The sequence below is a fragment of the Enterobacter sp. BIDMC 30 genome (assembly GCF_000534355.1).
Taxonomy (GTDB): domain Bacteria; phylum Pseudomonadota; class Gammaproteobacteria; order Enterobacterales; family Enterobacteriaceae; genus Enterobacter; species Enterobacter ludwigii.
This window is the reverse complement of sequence record NZ_KI973169.1, coordinates 3,965,366-3,991,250: the sequence shown is the minus strand read 5'-3', so window position 1 is coordinate 3,991,250 and position 25,885 is coordinate 3,965,366. Positions and strand designations below refer to the sequence as shown.

Below are 25,885 nucleotides of genomic sequence, written 5' to 3'. Positions count from 1 at the left end.
GTTTTTCTGACGTCGGAGAAAAAATGAAATTTGAACTCGATACCACCGATGGTCGCGCACGTCGCGGCCGCCTGGTGTTTGATCGCGGCGTGGTGGAAACCCCCGCGTTTATGCCTGTGGGCACCTACGGCACCGTAAAAGGGATGACGCCGGAAGAAGTGGAAGCCACTGGCGCACAGATTATCCTCGGCAATACCTTCCACCTGTGGCTGCGTCCTGGTCAGGAGATCATGAAGCTGCACGGCGATTTGCATGACTTCATGCAATGGAAAGGCCCGATCCTGACCGACTCCGGTGGTTTCCAGGTCTTCAGCCTGGGCGACATCCGTAAGATCACCGAGCAGGGCGTACACTTCCGTAACCCGATCAACGGCGATCCGATTTTCCTCGATCCTGAAAAGTCTATGGAGATTCAGTACGATCTCGGCTCTGATATCGTGATGATCTTCGACGAATGTACGCCATACCCGGCCGACTGGGATTACGCGAAACGCTCCATGGAGATGTCGTTGCGCTGGGCGAAGCGTAGCCGTGACCGCTTTGACTCCCTGCAGAACAAAAATGCGCTGTTCGGTATTATCCAGGGCAGCGTTTACGAAGATTTACGCGATATCTCTGTTAAAGGTCTGGTAGAGATAGGTTTTGATGGCTACGCTGTCGGCGGTTTGGCTGTGGGTGAACCGAAGGAAGACATGCATCGCATTCTGGAGCATGTCTGCCCGCAAATCCCGGCAGATAAACCCCGTTACCTGATGGGTGTGGGTAAACCTGAGGACCTGGTTGAAGGTGTGCGCCGCGGCATTGATATGTTCGACTGCGTTATGCCAACCCGCAACGCGCGTAACGGTCATCTGTTTGTGACCGATGGCGTGGTGAAAATCCGTAACGCGAAGCATAAGAGTGACACCAGCCCGCTCGATTCCGAGTGCGATTGCTACACCTGTCGCAATTATTCTCGCGCGTACCTGCATCATCTTGATCGTTGCAATGAGATTTTGGGCGCGCGTCTCAATACCATTCATAATCTTCGTTATTATCAGCGCTTAATGGCTGGTTTACGCAAGGCTATTGAAGAGGGTAAATTAGAGAGCTTCGTGACCGATTTTTACCAACGTCAGGGTCGAACCGTTCCACCTTTGAACGTTGATTAATTTTAATAATGAGGGAATTTGAATGAGCTTTTTTATTTCTGATGCGGTAGCGGCAACAGGTGCTCCGGCGCAGGGCAGCCCGATGTCTCTGATTCTGATGCTGGTTGTGTTCGGTCTGATCTTCTACTTCATGATCCTGCGCCCACAGCAGAAGCGTACCAAAGAGCACAAAAAGCTGATGGACTCCATTGCCAAAGGTGATGAAGTGCTGACCAACGGTGGTCTGGTCGGTCGCGTAACCAAAGTGGCTGAAAGTGGCTACATTGCTATTGCCCTGAACGACACCACTGAAGTGGTTATCAAACGTGACTTCGTAGCTGCCGTTCTGCCGAAAGGCACCATGAAGGCGCTGTAATCCCAACTTTTCCCAAAGGGAACTGCCGTGTTAAACCGTTATCCTTTGTGGAAGTACATCATGCTGGTCGCCGTGATTCTCGTCGGCCTGCTGTACGCGCTTCCCAACCTGTATGGTGAGGATCCGGCTGTTCAAATCACTGGCGCGCGCGGTGTCGCCGCCAGTGAGCAAACGCTGATCCAGGTCCAGAAATCGTTACAAGAAGAAAAAATTACCGCTAAGTCTGTGGCTCTGGAAGAGGGCGCAATTCTTGCTCGCTTCGACACCACCGACACGCAGCTCCGCGCTCGCGAAGTGCTGATGGGCGTGCTGGGTGATAAATACGTCGTGGCGCTTAACCTTGCTCCTGCAACCCCGCGTTGGCTGGCTGCGTTGAATGCAGAGCCAATGAAACTCGGTCTTGACCTGCGTGGCGGTGTTCACTTCCTGATGGAAGTGGATATGGATACCGCGCTCGGCAAACTGCAGGAACAAAACATCGACAGCCTGCGCAGCGATCTGCGCGAAAAAGGTATTGCTTACACTACCGTTCGTAAAGAAGATAACTACGGTATGAGCATCACGTTCCGCGACAGCGCGGCGCGCGATCAGGCTGTAGATTACCTGACTCAACGTCACCGTGACCTCGTGATCACCTCTCAGGGCAGCAACCAGCTGCGCGCGGTGATGACCGATGCTCGCCTGAAAGAAGCCCGTGAATACGCCGTTCAGCAGAACATCAATATTCTGCGTAACCGTGTAAACCAGCTGGGGGTTGCTGAGCCACTGGTACAGCGTCAGGGTGCTGACCGTATCGTGGTGGAACTCCCGGGTATTCAGGACACGGCACGTGCGAAAGAGATTCTGGGGGCAACTGCTACGCTGGAATTCCGTCTGGTTAACTCCAACGTCGATCGGTCCGCTGCCGCCGCTGGCCGTATTCCGGGCGATTCGGAAGTGAAACAGACCCGCGAAGGTCAGCCAGTTGTGCTGTACAAACGCGTGATCCTGACCGGTGACCACATCACCGACTCCACATCCAGCCAGGACGAATACAACCAGCCGCAGGTTAACATCTCGCTGGATAGCGCGGGTGGTAACATCATGTCTAACTTCACCAAGGACAACATCGGTAAACCGATGGCGACCCTGTTTGTGGAGTACAAAGACAGCGGTAAGAAAGACGCAAACGGCCGCGCAGTGCTGGTGAAAGAGGAAGAGGTGATTAACATCGCCAACATCCAGTCTCGTCTGGGTAACAGCTTCCGCATCACCGGTATCAACAACCCGAACGAAGCGCGTCAGCTTTCGCTGCTGCTGCGTGCCGGTGCGCTGATTGCACCGATTCAGATTGTTGAAGAACGTACCATTGGTCCAACTCTGGGGATGCAAAACATCAAGCAGGGTCTGGAAGCGTGTCTGGCCGGTCTTGTGGTCTCCATCCTCTTCATGATCTTCTTCTATAAGAAGTTTGGTCTGATTGCGACAAGCGCACTGGTTGCGAACCTGGTGCTGATTATCGGCATCATGTCTCTGCTGCCGGGGGCGACGCTGACCATGCCGGGGATTGCCGGTATCGTCTTAACCCTTGCGGTGGCGGTCGACGCCAACGTACTGATAAACGAACGTATCAAAGAAGAGTTAAGCAACGGTCGCTCTGTTCAGCAGGCGATTGACGAAGGCTACAAAGGGGCATTCAGCTCCATCTTCGATGCGAACGTAACAACACTGATTAAGGTTCTTATCCTGTATGCAGTGGGGACTGGCGCTATCAAAGGCTTTGCGATCACCACCGGTATCGGTGTTGCAACGTCAATGTTTACCGCTATTGTCGGCACCCGTGCCATCGTGAACCTGCTGTATGGCGGCAAGCGCGTCAAAAAGCTGTCTATCTGAGGAGTGCGTTGTGGCACAGGAATATACTGTTGAACAATTGAACCACGGCCGTAAAGTCTGGGACTTTATGCGCTGGGACTACTGGGCTTTCGGCATTTCAGGTTTACTGCTGATCCTCTCCCTTATCGTGATGGGCGTGAAAGGCTTTAACTGGGGTCTTGATTTTACCGGTGGTACGGTAATTGAGATCTCCCTGGAAAAACCGGTCGATATGGACCAGATGCGCCAGTCTCTGCAGAAAGCGGGCTTTGAAGAGCCGTTGCTGCAGAACTTCGGCAGCAGCCGTGACATCATGGTGCGTATGCCGCCGGTGCACGATGCGAACGGCAGCCAGGAGCTGGGCAGCAAGGTTGTTAACGTGGTTAACGAAACAACCAACCAGCATGCGACGGTTAAGCGTATCGAGTTCGTCGGGCCAAGCGTAGGTGCTGACCTGGCGCAAACCGGTGCGATGGCGCTGCTGGTGGCTCTGATCTCCATTCTGGTGTACGTCGGTTTCCGCTTTGAGTGGCGACTGGCGGCGGGTGTGGTTATCGCCCTGGCGCACGACGTGGTGATCACCATGGGCATACTGTCTCTGTTCCACATTGAGATTGACCTGACAATCGTGGCATCCCTGATGTCCGTTATCGGTTACTCACTGAACGACAGTATCGTGGTATCTGACCGTATTCGTGAAAACTTCCGTAAGATCCGTCGCGGTACGCCGTACGAAATCTTTAACGTGTCGTTGACCCAGACGCTGCACCGTACGTTGATCACATCCGGAACCACCTTGATGGTGATCCTGATGCTGTTCCTCTTCGGTGGCCCGGTACTGGAAGGCTTCTCGCTGACCATGCTGATCGGTGTCTCTATCGGTACGGCTTCGTCTATCTACGTCGCCTCCGCACTGGCACTGAAACTTGGCATGAAGCGCGAGCACCTGCTCCAGCAGAAAGTCGAGAAAGAAGGGGCGGATCAGCCGTCTATTCTGCCGTAAGACGACGTGTCGTTCGTTCCTTAAATCCCGGTCTGTTGACCGGGATTTTTTTTATCTACTCCTGTCAAACACTCCTGACAGTATGCTGTCAGGAGCCCTGTCGTAGACTCTTTTCGAACCCAAACAACAGGCAGGAGGATGTATGAAAAGTGTGATTAACTGGTTTGAAATTCCGGTCGCCGATATGGATCGCGCTATCAAATTTTATGAGCCCGTGATGCAGGTACAGCTGAGACGAGAGAAAATGGATGTGGCTGAGTTAGCCGTTTTCCCGCATGACGATCCGGCCACCGGCGGCGCGCTGGCAAAATTTGAGGGCATTACACCGTCCGTACAGGGCGCTATTATTTACCTGCATACTGACAACCTGGCGGCAACGCTCGATCGCATCGCGTCTGCGGGGGGCGAGTGCGTGTTTGGCCCGCTGGAATTGCCGCGTGGCATTGGCACCATAGCCTTGTTTACCGACAGCGAAGGTAATCGCGTCGGCCTCCATCAACCTGCCTGAGAGCTGAATACGATATGACCCGACGCGCTGACCGTTTGTTTCAGATTGTGCAGATCCTGAGAGGCAGGCGTCTGACAACGGCAGCGCATCTGGCGGACAGGTTGAGCGTATCGGAGCGGACCGTATACCGTGATATCCGCGACCTGTCGCTTTCCGGCGTGCCGGTGGAAGGGGAGGCGGGAAGCGGCTATCGGCTGATGTCGGGTTTTGACTTACCTCCGCTGATGCTGACGAACAAAGAATCTGAAGCGTTGATGGTCGCCATCCGTCTGCTGAAAACCTGGGGGGGCGACTCGCTCTCGCGTGAGCTTGAGTCGGCGCAGGAGAAGGTACTGGCGATCCTGCCCGAGGAGAGCCGACGTAAGGCGGAGCAGACGCGGATATATGCGCCGGATATTGCGCTTCAGCCGCATTCGCGCAGCGACTTTGATGTTATTCATCAGGCTATTTCTGCCCAGTGCGTACTGGCGCTGCATTATCGTGATGAAGCCGGGCATCTGACATGGCGTGACATTCAGCCGCTGGGGCTGTTCTTCTGGGGAGAACACTGGCTGCTGGCCGCGTGGTGTGAACGGCGTGATGACTACCGCTGCTTCCGGCTCGACAGGTGTCTGAATATTACGCTCACGCAGAGGCGTTTTAGCGAAAGCGCGGAGCGATCGCTGGCGGATTTTCTGCGTAAGGTGAAGCAATAAAAAAGCCAGCATATCAGCTGGCTTTGTCCGTTTTTGCCTTCTTTCACATCAGAAGTTGTAACCGACAACCAGGTAACCACCCCAGCCGGTAGAACGTACGCTGAAGTCGCCATTGCCGAAGTTCAGGCTTGCGTCATCGTTCCACTGACCGCCGTTATGCCAGTAACGCGCAACAACGGAGTAGTGCCAGTGATCGTAGTTCAGCGCCAGGATGTGGCTGGAGGCGATGGAGTCGTTGGTACGCGCTTTCTTACCGTTCAGGTCACGGAAGTCGTTGTCGCCCAGGTCTGAACCCCAGTCAAAGTTGGTGAAACCGATATAGCTCAGGTTACCGCCCCACAGCTGGGTAATTGGCACAAAGTATTTCACTTTGAAACGGTAGCCATCCCACTCGTTTTCGTTCGCGGCACCGTAGTTCTGCCACTGGTATTTCGCATAGACGTTCAGGGACAGGCTCATTGGCAGACCGGTATCGATGTCGGTACCCAGACCCATATACCAGGTGCTCTGACGACCGGACGCGTTACGGCCCATGTCGTAGATGTAGTTGTTCGCGAAGTACCACTCTTTGAATGGACCAAACGCCAGGCTGGTGCCCGTCAGCTTATCAATGGAGAAGCGGGGTTCGATCTCCATGAACAGGGGGGAACCGTGGTTCCAGATACCTTTCGCATCGGTGTTACCACCGAAGAAGACCGGTGCATCCATATAGCCGTAGAAATCGAACCAGTCTTTCTTGGCGAAGGCTTCGTACTCCAGGTAGGTATCGTTGCGGATCTGTGGTCCGAAACGGGTGTGATAGCTGCCGACCACGTTAACGCTCTGGTGCCACCAGTCGGAGAGGTATTGTGGTTTATCGTTTTCCGCTGCGTTAACAGTGAAAGTGGAGGAGAGTGCCAGCACGGCGCCAGCCGCGAGTAATGTTTTTTTCATAATCATGCCACTGATTGAAATTCCCTTCCGGGAGTGAAAAATGCGCGAATTGCGTTTCTAAATATTTCGTGTTTCTGCGGAGCCTATTATAGGAATCCTTGCTCACAAAAATATGTGTTGTTTCACATATCTCTCACACGCGTAATCGATTGCGTTCACGTTTGCGTACTTTAAACGGCGGGGATTGTAGCGGCAATGATTTCTGTTGCCAATCTTTGCGGATTGTAAATGTTAGCGGAGTGACATTGCACTCCGCTGAAAGGGGATTACTGCGCGGCGGGCTGGATATCGTGAATGCGGATGAAACCTAACTGATCCGGCGTAAGTCCGTTCAGCTGGATCGGAATGTCAACATCGCTCGGGGCCAGCACGCTGGCGGGTGCAGTGAACAGCTGGCTCTTCACGTTCACTTCCTGATAGTTCTCGGTGGTGCCCTGGATCTGCCCCCACTCGACGGTGCCGCTAAAGGCTGGCAGAGGATCGTTGGATTCCCCCAGAATGCGTAATGTTGCGCGAGTACCATCCGCATTGGCCGCCACGTTAACCAGCGACATTTTCAGCGTGCCAATCTGGCTGTTAAGGCGCGCCGGGGTGTTAGACCCGGGCAGCAGATAAACCCCGCTGCTGGATTTGGCATTCAGCGCGTTTTGCTGGGTGATCTTCACGGTTTCTTTGTTCAGTTTGTCCATCGCGGTATTGAGCGTATTCACGCTTTGTTTCATTTGACGGACTTCGGTTTGCTGTGCACAGGCGCTAAGGGTAAACAGACTCCCCACCAGCAATATTTTCAGGTAACGTCTTGTCATTGCGTTTATTTCCTTGAAATAACGGATCTCCGTAATGGTAGCCAGCATCGCATCAACAGGCATAGATCCTTTGTCTCAAAAAGCTCTTCCTTTGTTGTCAGGCCAGATCAGGGTAAAATGAAAATCAGTTAACCACATAACAGGGATACCGTATGCATTGCCCATTCTGCTCCGCTGTGGATACCAAAGTTATCGACTCTCGCCTTGTGGGCGAAGGGTCTTCCGTACGCCGCCGCCGGCAATGTCTGGTGTGCAACGAGCGTTTCACGACCTTTGAGGTTGCAGAGCTGGTAATGCCGCGCGTGGTAAAAAGTAACGACGTGCGTGAGCCGTTTAACGAAGAGAAACTGCGCAGCGGGATGCTCAAGGCGCTGGAAAAACGGCCTGTCAGTGCAGATGACGTCGAAATGGCGTTAAACCACATAAAATCTTACCTTCGTGGTTTGGGTGAGCGCGAGGTGCCAAGCAAGATGATTGGCAACCTGGTGATGGAGCAACTGAAAAAGCTCGATAAGGTCGCCTATATCCGCTTCGCCTCTGTGTACCGCAGTTTCGAAGATATCAAAGAGTTTGGCGAAGAGATCGCCCGCTTACAGGATTAAGCTCATGCAGGATGAGATTTACATGGCGCGAGCCATGAAGCTGGCGCAGCGCGGTCGTTTTACCACCCATCCCAACCCTAACGTCGGGTGCGTCATTGTCAACGATGGCGAGATTGTGGGCGAAGGGTTTCACTACCGTGCCGGTGAGCCCCATGCCGAAGTTCATGCCCTGCGCATGGCCGGCGAAAAGGCGCGCGGTGCAACGGCCTACGTGACGCTGGAACCCTGCAGCCACCACGGCCGTACCCCGCCGTGCTGCGAAGCACTGATTGCGGCGGGTGTCGCGCGCGTTGTCGCGGCGATGCAGGATCCCAATCCGCAGGTTGCCGGACGTGGCATGTATCGACTGCAGCAGGAAGGAGTTGATGTCAGTCACGGCCTGATGATGCAGGATGCTGAGGCGATCAACAAAGGCTTCCTGAAGCGTATGCGCACCGGGTTCCCGTACATTCAGCTTAAGCTCGGGGCCTCACTGGATGGTCGCACGGCGATGGCGAACGGCGAGAGCCAGTGGATCACCTCTGCGCAGGCAAGGCGCGATGTGCAACGTCTGCGCGCGCAAAGCCATGCTATCCTCACCAGCAGTGAAACGGTTCTGGCTGATAATCCTGCCATGACCGTGCGCTGGGATGAACTGAATGCCGATACCCAGGCGTGCTACCCGCAGGAAAACCTGCGTCAGCCGCTGCGTATTGTCATCGATAGCCAGAATCGCATCACGCCTGCGCACCGCATCGTGCAACAGCCGGGCGAAACCTGGATTGCACGCACGCAGGACGATGCGCGTGAATGGCCGCAAGGCGTACGCAGCGTCATGGTGCCAGAGCATAACGGGCACCTCGACTTAGTGGTGCTGATGATGCTGCTTGGTAAGCAACAGGTGAACAGTATCTGGGTAGAAGCGGGGCCGACGCTGGCCGGCGCGCTGCTGCAGGCCGGGCTGGTGGATGAGCTGATTGTCTACGTAGCACCTAAACTGTTGGGTAACGATGCGCGTGGTCTGTTTGTGCTGCCGGGTCTTGAAAAACTTGGCGATGCACCACAACTCAAATTTAGCGAGATTCGTCCGGTGGGCCCGGATGTCTGCCTCCATTTAACGCCAGCGTAATTGCTCCTGAAATAGGGAAGCAGTGCACAAAGTATTATGATAAAATCCGCCCCCCTGCGGGGCCAAATGAACCCGTAAAGGAAGAGTATGAACATTATTGAAGCTGCTGTAGCTACCCCGGACGCTCGCGTCGCCATCACCATTGCGCGTTTCAACAACTTCATCAACGACAGCCTGCTGGAAGGTGCCATTGACGCCCTGAAACGTATCGGCCAGGTTAAAGATGACAACATTACCGTTGTTTGGGTTCCAGGTGCTTATGAACTGCCACTGGCAGCGGGCGCGCTGGCGAAAACCGGTAAATACGACGCGGTGATTGCGCTGGGTACCGTTATTCGTGGCGGCACTGCACACTTCGAATACGTTGCAGGCGGTGCAAGCAATGGTCTGGCACACGTTGCGCAGGATGCAGAAATTCCTGTCGCGTTTGGCGTGCTGACTACCGAAAGTATTGAACAAGCCATTGAGCGCGCTGGTACCAAAGCCGGTAACAAAGGTGCAGAAGCTGCACTGACCGCGCTTGAAATGATCAATGTGTTGAAAGCCATTAAGGCCTGATTTTTTTGTAAGGGGAATTCCGTGAAACCTGCTGCTCGTCGCCGCGCCCGTGAATGTGCCGTCCAGGCACTTTACTCCTGGCAGTTGTCCCAGAACGACATCGCTGATGTTGAATACCAGTTCCTGTCAGAACAGGACGTGAAAGACGTTGACGTTCTGTACTTCCGTGAACTGCTGTCGGGAGTGGCGACTAATAGCGCGTATCTCGATGGTCTGATGAAGCCATACCTGTCCCGTCTGCTCGAAGAGCTGGGTCAGGTTGAGAAAGCAGTGTTGCGTATCGCGCTGTTTGAGTTGTCTAAACGTGATGATGTGCCGTACAAAGTGGCCATCAACGAAGCGATCGAACTGGCGAAAACCTTCGGCGCTGAAGACAGCCATAAATTTGTAAACGGCGTGCTGGATAAAGCCGCACCTGCGATCCGTCCCCACAAAAAGTGATCCGCAAACCGGAGTTTTGCATTGCCTGCCGGGCAGTGCGGCTCCGGTTTTTTTATTTAATTTGCTGAGGCATAACGTATGGCATGCGGCGAATTCTCCCTGATTGCCCGTTATTTCGACCGTGTCAGAACCTCTCGTCTTGATGTTGAAACCGGCATTGGCGATGACTGCGCACTTCTCAATATTCCCGAAAAACAGACGCTGGCAATCAGCACCGACACCTTAGTGTGCGGACGTCATTTTTTACCTGATATCGATCCCGCCGATCTGGCGTATAAAGCGCTGGCGGTCAACGTAAGCGATTTAGCGGCCATGGGCGCCGATCCCGCGTGGCTGACGCTGGCGTTGACGTTGCCCGAGGTGGACGAAGACTGGCTTGAAGCCTTTAGCGATGCGCTGTTTGATCAGCTCAACTACTACGATATGCAGCTGATTGGCGGTGACACCACTGCCGGGCCGCTGTCGATGACGCTTGCGATCCACGGCTATGTCCCGCTGGGCCGGGCGCTGAAACGCTCGGGCGCAAAGCCGGGTGACTGGATCTACGTGACCGGCACGCCGGGCGACAGCGCCGCAGGGCTGGCAATCCTCCAGGACCGCTTACGCGTCAAGGATGCCGACGATGCGGCATATCTGGTGAAACGCCATCTGCGCCCAACGCCGCGTATTTTGCACGGCCAGGCGCTGCGCGAGCGGGCAAGCTCGGCTATCGATCTCTCTGACGGGCTTATCTCCGATCTCGGCCATATTCTGAAGGCCAGCGGTGTGGGCGCGCGCGTAGATCTGGATCTGTTCCCGCTGTCAGAGCCATTGCTTCGGCATGTGGAACCCGATCAGGCTCTGCGCTGGGCGCTCTCCGGCGGCGAAGATTATGAGCTGTGCTTTACCGTACCGGAGCTGAACCGGGGAACGCTGGACGTGGCGCTAGCTCACCTTGGGGCGAAGTTTACCTGTATCGGACAGATTATGCCGGAAAGCGAAGGGCTGAAATTTGTGCGTGATGGCGCGCCGGTTACGCTTGACTGGACGGGTTACGACCACTTTGCGTGATTCGTCTGCCGGGTAGCGCTGCGCTTACCCGGCCGAGGGATTTTGTTCCCTCTCCTTTTGGGAGAGGGGCAGGGCGAGGGCTTACTTAAACCCTACCACCGGATGCTGCTGGTACGGCGTTTCCAGCTCGGCGACTTGCTCAGGCGTCAGCGTTAAATCAACGGCACTCAACAACTCATCCAGCTGTTCTTCCCGCGATGTACCGATAATCGGTGCCGCGACTCCGCGTTTGCTCAGCAACCACGCCAGCGCTACCTGCGCACGCGTGGCACCGGTATCATCGGCAATCCCCGTTAAACGCTCGGCGATCAACGCATCGCTGGCTTCTGTACCTTCGTATAAGGTTTTACCGAACGCATCCGACACCGAGCGGGCAGTTGTTTCTCCCCATGGTCGGGTGAGGCGTCCGCGTGCCAGGGGGCTCCATGGGATCACCGCTACGCCTTCCTGATAGCAGAGCGGCAGCATCTCGCGCTCTTCTTCGCGATAGATAAGGTTGTAGTGATCCTGCATGGTGACAAACCGTGCCCAGCCGTGCTGCGCCTGAAGATCAAGCGCTGAGGCAAACTGCGAAGCGTGCATAGACGATGCACCGATGTAACGTGCCTTCCCGGCCTTAACCACATCGTTAAGGGCTTCCAGCGTCTCTTCAATCGGCGTGTTGTAATCCCAGCGGTGGATTTGTAGCAGGTCGACATAATCCATATTCAGGCGCCGGAGGCTGTCATCAATGGATCGCAGGATTTGCGCACGGGAAAGACCTTCAGGCAAATCACCCACCTGGTGATATACCTTGGTGGCGACGACCACATCGTCACGGCGGGCAAAATCGCGCAGGGCGCGGCCGACAATATCTTCACTGCTGCCGTCGGAGTAACTGTTGGCAGTATCAAAAAAGTTAATCCCGCCGTCGAGTGCGCGTTTGATGATAAGGCGGCTGCTCTCTTCCGGCAGCGTCCAGGCGTGATTTCCCCGGTCTGGCTCGCCAAAGGTCATGCATCCCAGGCAAAGTCGGGAAACCTGAAGGTCTGTTTTTCCTAATGTCGTGTATTGCATGGTTCCGCTCCTGCTTTTTTAAACAATACGTTTAAGCATAGCAGGAGCGGAAAAGGGGAGGGATCAGGCAAGCCAGGAACGGATTTTCGACTCAATGCCGGCCGCATCCAGGCCAATCGCCGCACGGGCTTCGTCCTGGGTGCCTTGTGGAATGAAATGATCCGGCAGACCAAGGTTCAGTACCGGCACGGCTTTACGGTTAGCCATCAGCACTTCGTTTACGCCGCTGCCCGCACCGCCCATGATGGCGTTTTCTTCCAGCGTGACCAGCACGTCATGAGATTCCGCCATGCTCAGGATCAGGGTCTCGTCGAGCGGCTTCACAAAGCGCATATCCACGAGGGTCGCATTCAGCGCTTCAGCCACTTTCGCGGCCTCCGGCATCAGCGTACCAAAGTTCAGGATCGCCACTTTCTCACCGCGACGCTTCACCAGACCTTTACCTATCGGCAGTTTTTCCAGCGGCTGCAGTTCAACGCCGACGGCATTGCCGCGCGGGTAGCGCACCGCACTAGGGCCATCCTGATAGTGGTAGCCGGTAAACAGCATCTGACGACATTCGTTCTCATCGCTTGGCGTCATGATGACCATATCCGGGACGCAGCGCAGGAACGACAGATCAAATGCCCCCTGGTGCGTCTGGCCGTCAGCACCCACAATGCCTGCGCGGTCGATAGCAAACAGGACCGGCAGCTTCTGGATGGCAACGTCATGGATCACCTGGTCGTAGGCGCGTTGCAGGAAGGTGGAATAAATGGCGACAACCGGGTTATAACCGCCAATCGCCAGGCCTGCCGCAAAGGTCACCGCGTGCTGCTCGGCAATGGCAACGTCAAAATACTGGTCCGGGTATTTTTTGGAGAACTCCACCATGCCAGAACCTTCACGCATGGCCGGGGTGATCGCCATGAGCTTATTGTCTTTAGCGGCGGTTTCACACAGCCAGTCGCCAAAGATTTTTGAATAGCTCGGCATGCCGCCGCTGCTTTTGGGCAGGCAACCGCTGCTCGGGTCGAATTTCGGTACCGCGTGGAAGGTGATGGGATCTTTTTCCGCCGGTTCGTATCCACGGCCTTTTTTGGTCATGATATGCAGGAACTGCGGGCCTTTCAGGTCACGCATGTTTTTCAGCGTGGTGACAAGCCCCAGAACGTCATGCCCGTCCACCGGACCAATATAATTAAAGCCCAGCTCTTCAAACAGCGTACCCGGTACGACCATGCCTTTGATGTGTTCTTCGGTGCGTTTAAGCAGTTCTTTGATTGGCGGTACGCCGGAGAAGACTTTTTTGCCGCCTTCGCGCAGCGAGGAGTAAAGCTTGCCGGAGAGCAGCTGCGCCAGATGGTTGTTCAGCGCGCCCACGTTTTCGGAAATCGACATTTCGTTATCATTAAGGATAACCAGCATGTCTGGCTTGATATCGCCCGCATGGTTCATGGCCTCAAAGGCCATACCGGCAGTGATCGCCCCGTCGCCAATGACGCAGACGGTACGACGCTGTTTATTCTCTTTTTCGGCTGCCACCGCAATACCGATACCCGCAGAGATCGAGGTGGAGGAGTGCCCAACGCTTAATACGTCGTACTCGCTCTCGCCACGCCATGGGAACGGGTGCAGGCCGCCTTTCTGACGAATGGTGCCAATTTTATCGCGACGTCCGGTCAGAATTTTATGCGGATAGGCCTGGTGGCCGACATCCCAGATGAGCTGATCGAACGGCGTGTTATAGACATAGTGCAGCGCCACGGTCAGCTCTACCGTGCCAAGCCCGGAGGCGAAATGGCCGCTGGAGCGGCTTACGCTGTCGAGCAGGTAGCGACGCAGCTCATCGCACAGCTTCGGCAGGCTCTCTTTCGGCAACAGGCGTAACTCCTGGGTGGAGTCAACTAACGCCAGTGTCGGGTATTTGGCAATATCAAAACTCATCAAAGGCTCATCGAGATAGTGTGTTTATTTATCACGCTGGATTATATAGTCCGCTAGCGCTTCCAGTGCCGAAGTATCCAGTGATTGCGCGGCCAGTTGATTCAGCGACTGGCGGGCATCCTCTATCAGATCCCGGGCTTTACGTTGGGCTTGCTCAAGACCCAGCAGGGCGGGGTAGGTACTTTTGCCAAGCTGCTGATCCGCACCCTGACGTTTACCCAATGTTGCAGTATCGCCCACCACATCCAGAATGTCATCCTGAACCTGGAATGCCAGACCGATACTTTCTGCGTATCTGTCCAGTATCGGCAGGGCTTTGCGCCCCTGTTCACCCGCGCTCAGGGCGCCCAGACGAACGGCTGCACGAATCAATGCGCCCGTTTTATGGCGATGAATACGCTCCAGCTGTTCCAGATTAACCTGACGTCCTTCCGCTTCCAGATCCAGTGCCTGACCGCCACACATACCGGCGACGCCGCTGGCCATTGCCAGTTCAGAGATCATCGACAGACGGTCACGGTCGGCCACTTCGGCCATCGGCGCATCGCTCAGAATCGAGAACGCCAGGGTTTGTAGGGCATCCCCCGCCAGAATGGCATTCGCTTCGCCAAACTTGATGTGGCAGGTAGGCTGGCCACGACGCAGATCGTCGTCGTCCATGGCCGGCAAATCATCATGGATCAGCGAGTAGGCATGGATGCACTCAACGGCGGCGGCCGGGGCATCCAGCGTGTTAGCGCTGATACCAAACATATTGCCCGTGGCGTAGACCAGAAACGGACGCAGGCGCTTTCCACCCAAGAGTGCGCCATAGTGCATGGCTTCAACCAGTGGAGTGTTCTGAAAAGGCTGTGGCTCAATAAAACGGCGCAGCGCATCGTTGGCACGCGCGACGCATGCCTGAAGCTCGTTGGCGAAATCCATTTACTCGGCGTCCGGTGTGAATGGCGTAGTTTTAGCGTCTTCGCTGTCGGAAAGCAGGATCTGCACGCGCTGCTCGGCCTGCTGCAGTTTGACCTGCCCCTGGCGCGCCAGCTGCACGCCGCGCTCGAATTCATTGAGCGCCTCTTCCAGCGGTAAATCGCCGCTCTCAAGGCGGGTGACAATCTGCTCCAGCTCACTCAGCGCAGTTTCAAAACTGGCCGGTGCGTCGTTCTTCTTCGGCATAGTGAATTGACTCTTATATTCTCAGCCCCGACATGGTAACGGACTCGGGGCAATTATCAAATAACGCGCAATGTGCACAGGAGCGGCGTGAAGATGATATACTTGCGCGCCTGGATGCAGCCACGGGTGTGGGCTGCTATACACGTCATCCTTCAGGTTGTCTCTGTTTGGGCTACGTTTGCGCCTTTCCGTTACTTACTCGCGTAAGCTTGCGGGGGGCTGTAACTCGCCGCGTTGATGCCACCTGAATGATTTTGTGTATATTTCATTTTCCATTACAAGCCTTAAGCTTGCCTAAGAAACATTGCCGCCATGAAGTTTATCATTAAATTGTTCCCTGAAATCACCATCAAAAGCCAATCTGTGCGTTTGCGCTTTATTAAAATTCTCACCGGGAACATTCGTAACGTATTAAAACACTACGACGAAACGCTCGCCGTGGTGCGTCACTGGGACCACGTTGAGGTTCGCGCGAAAGATGAAAACAAACGTCAGGATATTCGCGACGCGCTGACCCGTATTCCGGGCATTCACCATATTCTGGAAGTGGAAGACGTTCCTTACACCTCCCTGCATGACATTTTTGAAAAAGCGCTGGTGCAGTATCGCGATCAGATTGAAGGCAAAACCTTCTGCGTGCGCGTGAAGCGTCGTGGTAAGCATGAGTTTAGCTCCATTGAAGTGGAGCGCTATGTGGGTGGCGGCCTCAATCAGCACGTTGAGAGCGCGCGCGTGCGCCTGACTAACCCGGACGTGACCGTTAATCTGGAGATCGAAAACGATCGCCTGCTGCTGGTGAAAGGCCGTTATGAAGGTATCGGCGGTTTCCCAATCGGCACGCAGGAAGATGTCCTGTCGCTGATCTCCGGCGGTTTCGACTCCGGTGTTTCCAGCTATATGCTGATGCGCCGCGGCTGCCGCGTACACTACTGCTTCTTTAACCTGGGCGGTGCGGCGCATGAAATCGGCGTACGTCAGGTTGCGCACTATCTGTGGAACCGCTTCGGCAGCTCCCACCGCGTGCGTTTTGTGGCAATCAACTTTGAGCCAGTGGTCGGCGAAATCCTTGAAAAAGTGGACGACGGTCAGATGGGCGTGGTGCTGAAGCGCATGATGGTGCGTGCAGCGTCCAAAGTGGCAGAGCGCTACGGCGTGCAGGCGTTGGTCACCGGTGAAGCGCTGGGCCAGGTCTCCAGCCAGACTCTGACCAACCTGCGTCTTATCGACAACGTATCGGATACCCTGATCCTGCGTCCGCTGATCTCCTACGATAAAGAGCACATCATCGATCTGGCGCGCAAAATCGGTACCGAAGATTTTGCCCGCACCATGCCGGAATACTGCGGTGTGATCTCAAAAAGCCCGACCGTCAAAGCGGTGAAGGCGAAAATCGAAGCCGAAGAAGAGAACTTCGATTTCGGCATTCTGGAGAAGGTGGTGGCGGAAGCGACCAACATCGATATCCGCGAGATCGCCCAGCAGACCGAGCAGGAAGTGGTTGAAGTTGAAACCGTCAGCGGTTTCGGTGCCAACGACGCGATTCTGGATATCCGTTCCATTGATGAACAGGATGACAAACCGCTGCAGGTTGAAGGCGTGGACGTGGTTTCCCTGCCGTTCTACAAGCTGAGCACCAAATTCGGCGATCTCGACCAGAGCAAAACGTATCTGCTGTGGTGCGAGCGCGGGGTGATGAGCCGTTTGCAGGCGCTGTATCTGCGCGAGCAGGGCTTTGCAAATGTGAAGGTCTATCGTCCTTAACCGTTTGCCGGGTGGCGGCTTCGCTTACCCGGCTTTCTTTACACGCTACGCTTCGTAAAAATTATAAATCCCCGCCGCCATCACTAACGACGACGCCACCTCGTAGGCTTTCTCACGCCCGACCAGCAGGTCGATAATCTTCAGTGCAAAATCGATCGCGGTACCCGGCCCCTGGCTGGTGAGCAGATTGACGCGCGGATCCCAGACCACACGTTTATCCACCCATTGCTCTTCAGGAATGGTATCTTTCAGTCCCGGGAAACCGGTCATATTCCCGATCGGGAAAATGTTATGCGGCACCAGAACCGTGCCGGCTGCGGCACAAATTGCCGCAACGATGCGCCCCGACAGATGGAATTGCCTGACGGTTTCGACCAGGAGCGGGCTGTCGCGAAAATACTCCGCGCCCTTCAGGCCGCCCGGCAGTACGATGATGTCGTAATCCCCGTCGGCCACCTGCACAAGCGGTGCATCGGCGAGGATTTTTACGCCGCGTGAACAGGTGATGGTCAGATTACCGTCGCTGGCGACGCTGGCGGTGGTCACGTTAATGCCGCCGCGCACCATCAAATCAATGGTGGTGACGGCTTCTGTCTCTTCGCTACCAGGGGCGAGGCAGATCAGTGCTGACGCGCTCATATTCACTCTCCTTACGTTTAACCAGGTCATACAGACGGGCATTTTCCGGCACGGCAATGCCGTGGGCGCGGGCGCGTTTAAGCAAATAGCCCGTGATGTAATCAATCTCTGTGTGGCGTAACGCCCGAATGTCCTGCAACATCGAGGAGATATTTTCTGCAGTACTTTCAATTACCTGCTCAACATAATAGCGTAAATCCTCCGCCGAGGTATGCAGGCCTTCACGTTCGATAACCGAGGCGACCTCCGCGCACAGGGTGGCAATTTCCTGCGGATGATTTTTCAGTTCCCCGTTCGGGCAGTTCCACAGCGCCGTCAGCGGATTGATCACGCAGTTAACCGCCAGCTTGCGCCACAGCTGCGGGCGGATAGTGTCATGCCAGGCCACGTCCGGCAGGACCTTCTGCAGAACATCCGCCAGATAGCTGTAGTCGCCATCCTGCGTACGGGCGGGGCCCATGTGCGTTACGCCGCTGGCGACATGCACGATAATGTTGCCATCGCGGCGTGCAGCGTGCGTGGTGGTCGCCATCAACAAGGGATGCGGGATGCTTTTCAGCTCATCAATGGTTCCCATGCCGTTATGCAGCAGCAGGATAGGGGAGTCTGGGGGAAGTTGCGCGGCCAGCGTCTTTACCGCATCTGAAACCTGCCATGCTTTGAGCGTGACCAGCAGCAGATCGCTTTGCGCCAGAAAATCCGGATCGTTCGCGGTGAGTGATTCGTTGAATATACTTCCGTCTTCGTCGATCAGGTTCACACTGCAATAGGGCTGGGGCACGCGCAGCCAGCCCTGTACCTCATGTCCGTGCTTGCAAAGCGCGGTCAGCCATAGCTGTCCAAGGGCTCCGCATCCGAGCACTGTAATTTTCATTGTTCCTCCTCACCTGCAACTGCGCCAGGTGTTACGGCCTAAGTATAGCGCCGTCAGCTAAGCTTCTGTTGAGTAAACCCTCTGACATCTGTGCGGTGTTTCCTCACGTGAGCGGCCAGGGATAGCTGCAACTCGAATTATTTGGGGTATCTGCCTTGTAGCGGGTATTATGCAACGCAACAAAAATGAAGGGAGAAGAAAAGATGCCATCTTTCGATATTGTTTCCGAAGTTGATATCCAGGAAGTCCGCAACGGCGTTGAAAACGCAAGCCGTGAAGTTGAGTCACGTTTCGACTTTCGTGGCGTTGAGGCAACTTTCGAGCTGAACGATGCGAATAAGACCATTAAGGTCCTGAGCGAATCTGATTTCCAGGTTAACCAGCTGCTGGATATTCTGCGCGCCAAGCTGCTTAAACGCGGCATTGAAGGCACCTCACTGGATGTACCAGACGAGTTTGTGCATAGCGGTAAAAACTGGTTTGTCGAAGCCAAACTGAAGCAGGGTATTGAGAGCGCGGTTCAGAAGAAGATCGTTAAGCTCATCAAGGACAGCAAGCTGAAGGTTCAGGCGCAAATCCAGGGTGAAGAAATTCGTGTGACCGGTAAATCCCGCGATGACCTGCAGGCCGTTATGGCGCTGGTACGTGGCGGCGATCTGGGGCAGCCGTTCCAGTTCAAGAACTTCCGCGATTAAGACAAAAATGCCCGGTTTTACCGGGCATTTTTTCAGGCTTTGAGAGCCTGCTCGATTTCGAAGCGGTTAGTCACTTTACTGTCTATTTTGACGTAAGCGCTGCGCTCTTGTGGGGCAATAAGCACTTCACTTACCCCCTCTGTTGCTTCAAGACGCTGTTTTAGCGCGTCGGTAATCTCAACATCCTCAGGAATTTCGACCCGCAGACTGCTGACGTAGCGCGGCTCTTTCATGCTGCTGGCGACCAGCAGCCAGACCATCGCCAGCAGTGCGCCCGCGAGGAACACGGTTTGCGAATCAAACAGGCCGTCCACCCAGCCGCCGAGCGAGCCCCCGATAGCCACGCCGATAAACTGGCTGGTGGAGTAGATCCCCATTGCTGTGCCTTTATAGCCGGCCGGGGACTCCTTGCTAATCAGCGACGGCAGCAGGGCTTCCATCAGGTTAAAGGCCAGGAAGAAGAGCTGCACGCCGGCCACCAGTTCCCAGAAGTGCGGGCCGGATCCCCAGAGCACAATCTCGGCAATCAGCAGCACCGCCACGCAGCCAATGAAGACGCGCTTCATCTTGCGTTTCACTTCGGCGTAGATGATGAACGGCACGACCGAGACGAACGAAATCAGCATGGTCACCAGATAGATTTTCCAGTGCTCCGCGGCAGGGAAGCCCGCGGCGGCAAGCTGACCGGGAAGGGCGACAAAGGTCGACATCAGCAGGATGTGCAGACACATAATGCCGAAGTTAAGTTTAAGCAGGCGCGGTTCCACCAGCACTTTGCTGAAGCAGCCTTTCACCATCCCGGATTCACGGTTAAGGACGTGGTTTTTGCTGTCCGGCACCACCCAAAGGGTCAGCGCAATACCGACGGTCGCCAGCACGGCAATCATCCAGAACAGGGCATGCAGACCGAGTTTATGGGTGATGATAGGCCCGAGCACCATCGCAATCGCGAAAGTGACGCCAAAGCTCACGCCGATAAACGCCATCGCTTTGGTGCGATTCTGCTCACGCGTTAAGTCTGACAGCAGCGCCATCACGGCGGCGGCAATCGCGCCAGAGCCCTGCAGGGCGCGACCAAGAATGATTCCCCAGATGGAGTGGGAGAGGGCGGCTATCACGCTGCCGAGCACAAAAATAAGCAGGCCGCCGACAATCAGCGGTTTACGACCAACCCGATCCGAGAGCAGGCCAAATGGGATCTGAAATACCGCCTGAGCCAGACCGTAGATGCCAATCGCCAGGCCAATCAGCGCTTCGCTGGCACCCTGTAGCGCCATGCCGTACGTGGTCAGAACAGGCAGGACCATAAACATGCCAAGCATCCGTAGCGAGAAAACAGTCCCTAAACCCCAGGTCGCGCGCAATTCGCCTGGCGTCATTTTATAATCGTTCATTACCACCTCAATTCAAAAGCAGGCCATAGTGTAGTGCGGGGAAGGGGCGGGGTAAATAAAGGGTTATTTAACAAATATTACATGCGTTATTAATGGATTTGATGAATAAAAAAGGGTGCCGAAGCACCCTTTTATTCACCTGGTGTGACTTACCAGACGTAAGTCAGCAGGTTGTGTGAATCAGGCACCATGAAATCCACGGACATCATCACCGACAGCGAAGTGATAGCGACAATGGAGAACACGAACAGCTTACGTGCCCAGACCTTGTCATCTTCCACTTTGTAGCCGCGCAGGGCCATGCCGAGCCACCAGACGCTCACCGCAGCCGCTACCGCCAGGTATTTGTACCCGGCGTAACCGCCCAGAGAGAGCATCAGCGTTGCCACGGCAAAGGCGATGATGTACAGCGTGATGTGGTTTTTAGCCACGGAAATGCCCTTCACGACCGGCAGAACCGGGATGTTCGCTGCCTGATAATCCTTAAAGCGGAAAATCGCGATGGCATAGGAGTGCGGCATCTGCCACAGGCTAAAGATAGCCAGCAGGATCAGCGCACCGCTGTCGAACTCGTTCGTGACGGCGCAGTAGCCAATCACCGGCGGCGCAGCGCCGGAGAGAGAACCAATCAGCGTTCCGTAGACGGAGTGGCGTTTCATATACAGGCTGTAAACGCCCACATAGACGACGAACCCCATCACCCCCAGCCAACAGGCCAGAGGATTAGCGCCAAACCACAGCAGCATAAAGCCAGCAATACCCAGCAAGGTGGCGTACACCAGCGAGACGGAAGGGGCGATCAGGCCTTTAACCAGCACCCGATTTTTAGTCCTTTCCATCTTCTTGTCGATATCCATGTCGATGTAGTTGTTAAATACACAACCGGATGCAACAACCAGCGACACACCGACCAGCGTAGCGATAAAGAGGGTGTAATCGATGCTGCCTTTAGAGGCCAGCAGGAACCCCCCAATTACGGAGATCAGGTTGCCAAAGATGATGCCTGGTTTCGTGACTTGCAGGTATTGCTTAAACATACTCGCCGCTCTTAGTGAACCATCATGTTGTAGTTAAGGTTCCACATAATCCAGATGGAACCGACTACCAGGATAGCGATGATAATCACGGTAAAGATGAAAGCCGTCATGTTCCAGCCTTCATCGGACTTGGTGTTCATGTGCAGGAAGCAAACCAGATGCACCAGAATCTGAATCACCGCGGTTACCAGGATTGCACCCAGAATAACCGGCTTAGACGCAGAACCGCTCATCACCATCCAGAACGGGATCACCGTCAGAATGATCGACAGGATGAAACCTGTCATATAGGTTTTTACGCTACCGTGGGAAGCGCCATGATCGTTTGAATGACTCATTACATCGCCCCCATCAGATATACAACAGAGAACACACAGATCCACACAACGTCCAGGAAGTGCCAGAACAGGCTCAGGCACAGGATACGCGTGCGGTTAGTGCTGGTCAGGCCACGACGGGAGATCTGGAACATCAGTACTGCCATCCAGATCAGACCAGACGTTACGTGCAGACCATGGGTCCCTACCAGTGCGAAGAACGCAGACAGGAAGCCACTACGATCCGGCCCGAAGCCTTCCATAATCAGGTGATGGAATTCATAGATTTCCATCCCGATAAAGCCAGCACCAAACAGCCAGGTCAACGCCAGCCAGGAGACAACCTGGCTCTTGTTGTTTTTGTACATGGCGATAGCCGCCATGCCGTAGGTGATGGAGCTGAACAGCAGCAGCGCGGTTTCTACCAGAACGAACGGCAGTTCAAAGATGTCCTTGCCAGCCGGGCCGCCCGCAGTGCCGTTCACCAGAACGGCATACGTTGCGAACAGACAGCAGAACAGAATGCAGTCGCTCATCAGGTAGATCCAGAAACCGAAGACTTTCGTCGGTCCTGTATCGTGGTGCGCATGTTCATGCGCGTGGGCAGTAGAGTGCGCCAAAGTATCAGTTGCCATTTTTCAGCCCCGCTTTAGAAATCTCATCGAAATGCTGGTTTTCCAGTTTTTCGACTTCACGGACTGGTACGTAGTAGTCTACGTCCTCGTCAAAGCTCTTCACAATCCAGCTGATTACGATGCCGGCGAAGCCAACAATCGCCATCCACCAGATGTGCCAGATCATTGCGAAGCCAAATACCGTTGCGAAGGCGGCAATAACAATGCCCGCACCGCTGTTTTTCGGCATGTGGATCTCTTCGTAATGAGCAGGTTGCTTGTACGCTTCACCTTTTTCTTTCATTTCCCAGAATGCGTCGCGTTCATGGACCTGCGGCACAATGGCGAAGTTATAGAACGGTGGTGGAGAAGAGGTTGCCCACTCCAGCGTACGGCCACCCCATGGGTCACCGGTCAGGTCACGGTTCTGATCGCGGTCGCGGATAGAAACGTAGAACTGAATCAGCTGAGACGCGATACCACAAGCAATCAGCACTGCACCGCCCGCTGCAACCATCAGCATTGGGTGGAACTGTGGATCAATCTGCTGGCTCAGACGACGGGTCATACCCATGAAGCCCAGCACGTACAGCGGCATAAATGCAACGAAGAAGCCGATGATCCAGAACCAGAATGCGCGTTTACCCCATTTTTCGTTCAGGGTGAAACCGAACGCTTTTGGCCACCAGTAGGTTACGCCAGCGAAGCAGCCGAAGACCACACCACCGATGATAACGTTATGGAAGTGCGCAATCAGGAACAGACTGTTGTGCAGAACGAAGTCAGCACCCGGTACCGCCAGCAGTACACCGGTCATCCCACCCACGGAGAAGGTGACGATGAAGCCGATAGTCCACAGCATTGCTGAGTGGAACACGATACGGCCCTGGTACATGGTGAACAGCCAGTTGAAGATCTTAACCCCGGTAGGGATTGCGATAATCATGGTTGTAATACCGAAGAAGGCGTTTACGTTCGCGCCAGCACCCATGGTGAAGAAGTGGTGCAGCCAAACGATGAACGACAGAACGGTAATACACACGGTTGCCCACACCAGAGAGGTGTAACCAAACAGACGTTTACGCGAGAAGGTTGCTGCGATTTCGGAGAACACACCGAAGACCGGCAGAACCAGGATGTACACTTCCGGGTGACCCCAGGCCCAAATCAGGTTGATGTACATCATCATGTTGCCACCCATATCGTTGGTAAAGAAATGGGTGCCCAGGTAGCGGTCCAGGGTCAGCAGCGCGATGGTGACGGTCAGAATTGGGAATGATGCAATAATCAGGATGTTGGCGCACAGAGATGCCCAGGTAAATACCGGCATCTTGAACATGGTCATGCCAGGGGCACGCATCTTGATAATGGTCACGAAGAAGTTGATACCGGTCAGGGTTGTACCGACACCGGAGAGCTGAAGTGCCCAAATCCAGTAATCGACGCCAACGCCCGGACTGTACTCAATTCCCGAAAGCGGCGGGTAAGCCAGCCAGCCGGTCTGAGCAAATTCGCCCACACCCAGTGACAGGTTAACCAGGATAACGCCGACAACCGTGAACCAGAAGCTCAGGTTGTTCAGGAACGGGAACGCTACGTCGCGCGCGCCGATTTGCAGCGGAACGACAACGTTCATCAGACCGATAACCAGCGGCATCGCCACGAAGAAGATCATGATAACGCCGTGGGCGGTAAAGATCTGGTCGTAGTGATGCGGCGGCAGGAAGCCGGCTTCACCCGCAGACGCGAGTGCCTGCTGGCTACGCATCATGATCGCATCCGCAAAGCCACGAATTAACATGACGATACCGACGATGCAGTACATGATACCCAGTTTTTTGTGGTCAACCGAAGTTAGCCACTCGTTCCACAGGTAGCTCCACTTACCGAAGTAAGTGATCAAGGCCAGTAAGGCTGCGCCACCGATGATAATTGCAGCAACCGTAACCACGATAATGGGTTCATGGTAGGGCACTGCATCCAGTGTCAATTTTCCGAACATTTTCTTCCTCGGCCCCTTAGTGAGCGGTTTCCGCGTGGCTCATGTCCATGCCTTCCATACCTTCGTGTGCGCTATGCTCACCTTCAGGCTGGGTCATGTCCATGCTCTTGCCGTGATCCATAAATTTGCCAATAACGTCTTTGAACAAATCTGGTTTCACGTTAGAGAAGTACTCCACCTTGTTATATTCGCTAGGTGCTGCCACTTTTTCGAACGCCGCCATGTCAGACATGGTGTTTGGAGACTGCTTCGCTTTTTCAACCCACTGGTCGAAAGCGGCACGGTCTGGCGTCGCGATAGCTTTGAACTTCATACCTGAGAAGCCCGGGCCGCTATAGCTGGCGGAGATACCATCGTAGGTGCCTGCTTCATTCGCGATCAGGTGCAGGTTAGTTTGCATACCGGCCATCGCGTAAATCTGGCTACCCAGACGTGGGATGAAGAAGGAGTTCATTACGGAGTTGGAGGTCACTTTGAACTGAACCGGAGTGTTCGCCGGGAAGGCGATTTCATTCACGGTGGCAATGCCCTGTTCCGGATAGATGAAGAACCATTTCCAGTCCATGGAGACCACTTCAATGGTAATCGGTTTTTCATCGTGAACCAGCGGCTTGCTTGGCTCAAGTGCGTGAGTGGTTTTCCATGTCAGTACGGCAAGGAACAGGATGATCAGGATAGGTACCGTCCAGACCACAGCTTCCACTTTATTGGAGTGTGACCAGTTAGGGCTATACTTCGCATCTTTATTGCTCGCACGATACTTCCAGGCGAAACCAACAGCCATCAAAATGGCTGGAATAACCACAATCAACATCAGGCCAAAAGCCGTCAATATCAGTGAACGTTGTTCCAGTCCAATCTGTCCTTTGGGGTCAAGTAGTGCAGAATCGCAGCCACTGAGTAATACAGTGCCTGCGAATAATGACAACCATCCCAAACTTTTATTGTATTTCCTGAGTCTCATTTAACGACCTCAATTCCACGGGAGTCTGGTGGCGTTTAAAGTGTGGGGGCATTTTACGGGAAGGTTACATTACTGTAAACATCATTAGACCTGTGTCAGGAAGGTGTTACCGGGTTCTGCCGCACATGTCACAAGTGTTGCAAATTATGTCGCTTTTTAAGACGTAAGCCGCATGGCATGGGCTTTATAACGAAAGGACCCCCAAGCATACCCTAAAAGGGGCAATTGGTATAACCATTGTGAAAAATAAACAAAAAATTAACAATTAATTATCAATAAAAAGACAACTAAAAAACGAAAAATCAAACTCTCTGATGCTGAATCGTTTAATGAAAAATAGCGTTCTGCAATTGACTCCAATAATTTCCGAATCCT

Annotated in this window: 27 protein-coding genes; 13 read left to right on the top strand and 14 right to left on the bottom strand. The window is 54.5% G+C overall.

All coding sequences use genetic code 11. From position 1 onward, the window contains the following. Positions 1 to 23 precede the first annotated feature (23 nt). From tgt to L466_RS03655, 6 genes are all read left to right on the top strand, one after another. The gene (gene tgt, locus L466_RS03630; RefSeq protein WP_020885227.1) at positions 24 to 1,151 is read left to right on the top strand and encodes a tRNA guanosine(34) transglycosylase Tgt; all 1,128 of its coding nucleotides are present in this window, start codon (positions 24 to 26) and stop codon (positions 1,149 to 1,151) included. Between the two features lie 22 nt (positions 1,152 to 1,173). Next, entirely contained in the window at positions 1,174 to 1,506 is a 333-nt protein-coding gene (yajC, locus tag L466_RS03635) for a preprotein translocase subunit YajC (RefSeq protein WP_000007630.1), read from the top strand. Between the two features lie 27 nt (positions 1,507 to 1,533). After that, positions 1,534 to 3,381: a protein translocase subunit SecD gene (gene secD / locus L466_RS03640; protein ID WP_071993113.1), complete on the top strand. Its 1,848-nt coding sequence runs from the start codon at positions 1,534 to 1,536 to the stop codon at positions 3,379 to 3,381. 10 nt (positions 3,382 to 3,391) lie between these two features. After that, entirely contained in the window at positions 3,392 to 4,363 is a 972-nt protein-coding gene (gene secF / locus L466_RS03645) for a protein translocase subunit SecF (RefSeq protein ID WP_020885225.1), read from the top strand. A gap of 142 nt (positions 4,364 to 4,505) precedes the next feature. Further along, complete coding sequence (locus tag L466_RS03650; RefSeq protein ID WP_020885224.1) at positions 4,506 to 4,871, top strand: VOC family protein; 366 nt, start codon at positions 4,506 to 4,508, stop codon at positions 4,869 to 4,871. Positions 4,872 to 4,885: 14 nt separating this feature from the next. After that, positions 4,886 to 5,566, top strand: coding sequence for a helix-turn-helix transcriptional regulator (locus L466_RS03655; protein WP_014168847.1), 681 nt, complete (start codon positions 4,886 to 4,888; stop codon positions 5,564 to 5,566). A 48-nt stretch (positions 5,567 to 5,614) separates the two neighbouring features. On the opposite strand, the gene L466_RS03660 is transcribed toward L466_RS03655, so the two are convergent. Further along, positions 5,615 to 6,499 (bottom strand): nucleoside-specific channel-forming protein Tsx, encoded by an 885-nt coding sequence (locus L466_RS03660; protein ID WP_025204975.1) that lies wholly within the window; start codon positions 6,497 to 6,499, stop codon positions 5,615 to 5,617. A 266-nt stretch (positions 6,500 to 6,765) separates the two neighbouring features. Continuing rightward, entirely contained in the window at positions 6,766 to 7,305 is a 540-nt protein-coding gene (locus L466_RS03665; RefSeq protein ID WP_032682049.1) for a SadB/YajI family lipoprotein, read from the bottom strand. 152 nt (positions 7,306 to 7,457) lie between these two features. On the opposite strand from L466_RS03665, the gene nrdR reads away from it, so the two are divergent. From nrdR to thiL, 5 genes are all read left to right on the top strand, one after another. Continuing rightward, on the top strand, positions 7,458 to 7,907 hold the full coding sequence (gene nrdR, locus L466_RS03670; protein ID WP_008503337.1) for a transcriptional regulator NrdR: 450 nt from the start codon (positions 7,458 to 7,460) through the stop codon (positions 7,905 to 7,907). Positions 7,908 to 7,911: 4 nt separating this feature from the next. After that, on the top strand, positions 7,912 to 9,015 hold the full coding sequence (gene ribD, locus L466_RS03675; RefSeq protein WP_032681566.1) for a bifunctional diaminohydroxyphosphoribosylaminopyrimidine deaminase/5-amino-6-(5-phosphoribosylamino)uracil reductase RibD: 1,104 nt from the start codon (positions 7,912 to 7,914) through the stop codon (positions 9,013 to 9,015). An 87-nt stretch (positions 9,016 to 9,102) separates the two neighbouring features. Continuing rightward, positions 9,103 to 9,573, top strand: coding sequence for a 6,7-dimethyl-8-ribityllumazine synthase (ribE, locus tag L466_RS23755; protein WP_006176874.1), 471 nt, complete (start codon positions 9,103 to 9,105; stop codon positions 9,571 to 9,573). A gap of 21 nt (positions 9,574 to 9,594) precedes the next feature. Next, positions 9,595 to 10,014, top strand: a complete 420-nt coding sequence (gene nusB, locus L466_RS03685; RefSeq protein ID WP_006809908.1) for a transcription antitermination factor NusB — start codon at positions 9,595 to 9,597, stop codon at positions 10,012 to 10,014. Between the two features lie 78 nt (positions 10,015 to 10,092). Beyond that, positions 10,093 to 11,064: a thiamine-phosphate kinase gene (gene thiL / locus L466_RS03690; protein WP_032681565.1), complete on the top strand. Its 972-nt coding sequence runs from the start codon at positions 10,093 to 10,095 to the stop codon at positions 11,062 to 11,064. A gap of 81 nt (positions 11,065 to 11,145) precedes the next feature. Here thiL and L466_RS03695 read toward each other — a convergent pair whose 3' ends face one another. The 4 genes from L466_RS03695 to xseB form a co-directional block, all read right to left on the bottom strand. Then, positions 11,146 to 12,120 (bottom strand): aldo/keto reductase, encoded by a 975-nt coding sequence (locus tag L466_RS03695; RefSeq protein ID WP_032681564.1) that lies wholly within the window; start codon positions 12,118 to 12,120, stop codon positions 11,146 to 11,148. Positions 12,121 to 12,183: 63 nt separating this feature from the next. After that, positions 12,184 to 14,046 carry a 1-deoxy-D-xylulose-5-phosphate synthase gene (gene dxs, locus L466_RS03700; RefSeq protein WP_032677513.1) on the bottom strand — a complete coding sequence of 621 codons (1,863 nt, stop codon included), beginning with the start codon at positions 14,044 to 14,046 and terminating at the stop codon, positions 12,184 to 12,186. Positions 14,047 to 14,070: 24 nt separating this feature from the next. Beyond that, on the bottom strand, positions 14,071 to 14,970 hold the full coding sequence (ispA, locus tag L466_RS03705; RefSeq protein ID WP_014168855.1) for a (2E,6E)-farnesyl diphosphate synthase: 900 nt from the start codon (positions 14,968 to 14,970) through the stop codon (positions 14,071 to 14,073). Beyond that, positions 14,971 to 15,213, bottom strand: coding sequence for an exodeoxyribonuclease VII small subunit (gene xseB / locus L466_RS03710; protein WP_008503331.1), 243 nt, complete (start codon positions 15,211 to 15,213; stop codon positions 14,971 to 14,973). A gap of 312 nt (positions 15,214 to 15,525) precedes the next feature. Here xseB and thiI point away from each other — a divergent pair, with 312 nt between their 5' ends. Continuing rightward, positions 15,526 to 16,974, top strand: coding sequence for a tRNA uracil 4-sulfurtransferase ThiI (thiI, locus tag L466_RS03715; protein ID WP_014168857.1), 1,449 nt, complete (start codon positions 15,526 to 15,528; stop codon positions 16,972 to 16,974). 45 nt (positions 16,975 to 17,019) lie between these two features. Here thiI and yajL read toward each other — a convergent pair whose 3' ends face one another. After that, entirely contained in the window at positions 17,020 to 17,613 is a 594-nt protein-coding gene (yajL, locus tag L466_RS03720; RefSeq protein ID WP_032681563.1) for a protein deglycase YajL, read from the bottom strand. Further along, positions 17,576 to 18,487 (bottom strand): 2-dehydropantoate 2-reductase, encoded by a 912-nt coding sequence (gene panE, locus L466_RS03725; protein ID WP_014168859.1) that lies wholly within the window; start codon positions 18,485 to 18,487, stop codon positions 17,576 to 17,578. The genes yajL and panE overlap by 38 nt, the downstream gene beginning before the upstream one ends. 203 nt (positions 18,488 to 18,690) lie before the next feature. On the opposite strand from panE, the gene L466_RS03730 reads away from it, so the two are divergent. Beyond that, the gene (locus L466_RS03730; RefSeq protein ID WP_020885215.1) at positions 18,691 to 19,182 is read left to right on the top strand and encodes a YajQ family cyclic di-GMP-binding protein; all 492 of its coding nucleotides are present in this window, start codon (positions 18,691 to 18,693) and stop codon (positions 19,180 to 19,182) included. Between the two features lie 32 nt (positions 19,183 to 19,214). Here the strand turns inward: L466_RS03730 and L466_RS03735 are convergent, their stop codons facing one another. The 6 genes from L466_RS03735 to cyoA form a co-directional block, all read right to left on the bottom strand. Then, entirely contained in the window at positions 19,215 to 20,576 is a 1,362-nt protein-coding gene (locus L466_RS03735; protein ID WP_032681561.1) for an MFS transporter, read from the bottom strand. A 149-nt stretch (positions 20,577 to 20,725) separates the two neighbouring features. Further along, positions 20,726 to 21,613: a heme o synthase gene (gene cyoE / locus L466_RS03740; RefSeq protein WP_014168862.1), complete on the bottom strand. Its 888-nt coding sequence runs from the start codon at positions 21,611 to 21,613 to the stop codon at positions 20,726 to 20,728. 11 nt (positions 21,614 to 21,624) lie between these two features. After that, on the bottom strand, positions 21,625 to 21,951 hold the full coding sequence (locus L466_RS03745) for a cytochrome o ubiquinol oxidase subunit IV (protein ID WP_006176899.1): 327 nt from the start codon (positions 21,949 to 21,951) through the stop codon (positions 21,625 to 21,627). After that, positions 21,951 to 22,565, bottom strand: coding sequence for a cytochrome o ubiquinol oxidase subunit III (locus tag L466_RS03750; RefSeq protein WP_014168863.1), 615 nt, complete (start codon positions 22,563 to 22,565; stop codon positions 21,951 to 21,953). The genes L466_RS03745 and L466_RS03750 overlap by 1 nt, the downstream gene beginning before the upstream one ends. Continuing rightward, positions 22,555 to 24,546: a cytochrome o ubiquinol oxidase subunit I gene (cyoB, locus tag L466_RS03755; protein ID WP_014168864.1), complete on the bottom strand. Its 1,992-nt coding sequence runs from the start codon at positions 24,544 to 24,546 to the stop codon at positions 22,555 to 22,557. The genes L466_RS03750 and cyoB overlap by 11 nt, the downstream gene beginning before the upstream one ends. Before the next feature lie 16 nt (positions 24,547 to 24,562). Continuing rightward, complete coding sequence (cyoA, locus tag L466_RS03760) at positions 24,563 to 25,510, bottom strand: cytochrome o ubiquinol oxidase subunit II (protein ID WP_008503322.1); 948 nt, start codon at positions 25,508 to 25,510, stop codon at positions 24,563 to 24,565. Between the last annotated feature and the right edge of the window lie 375 nt (positions 25,511 to 25,885).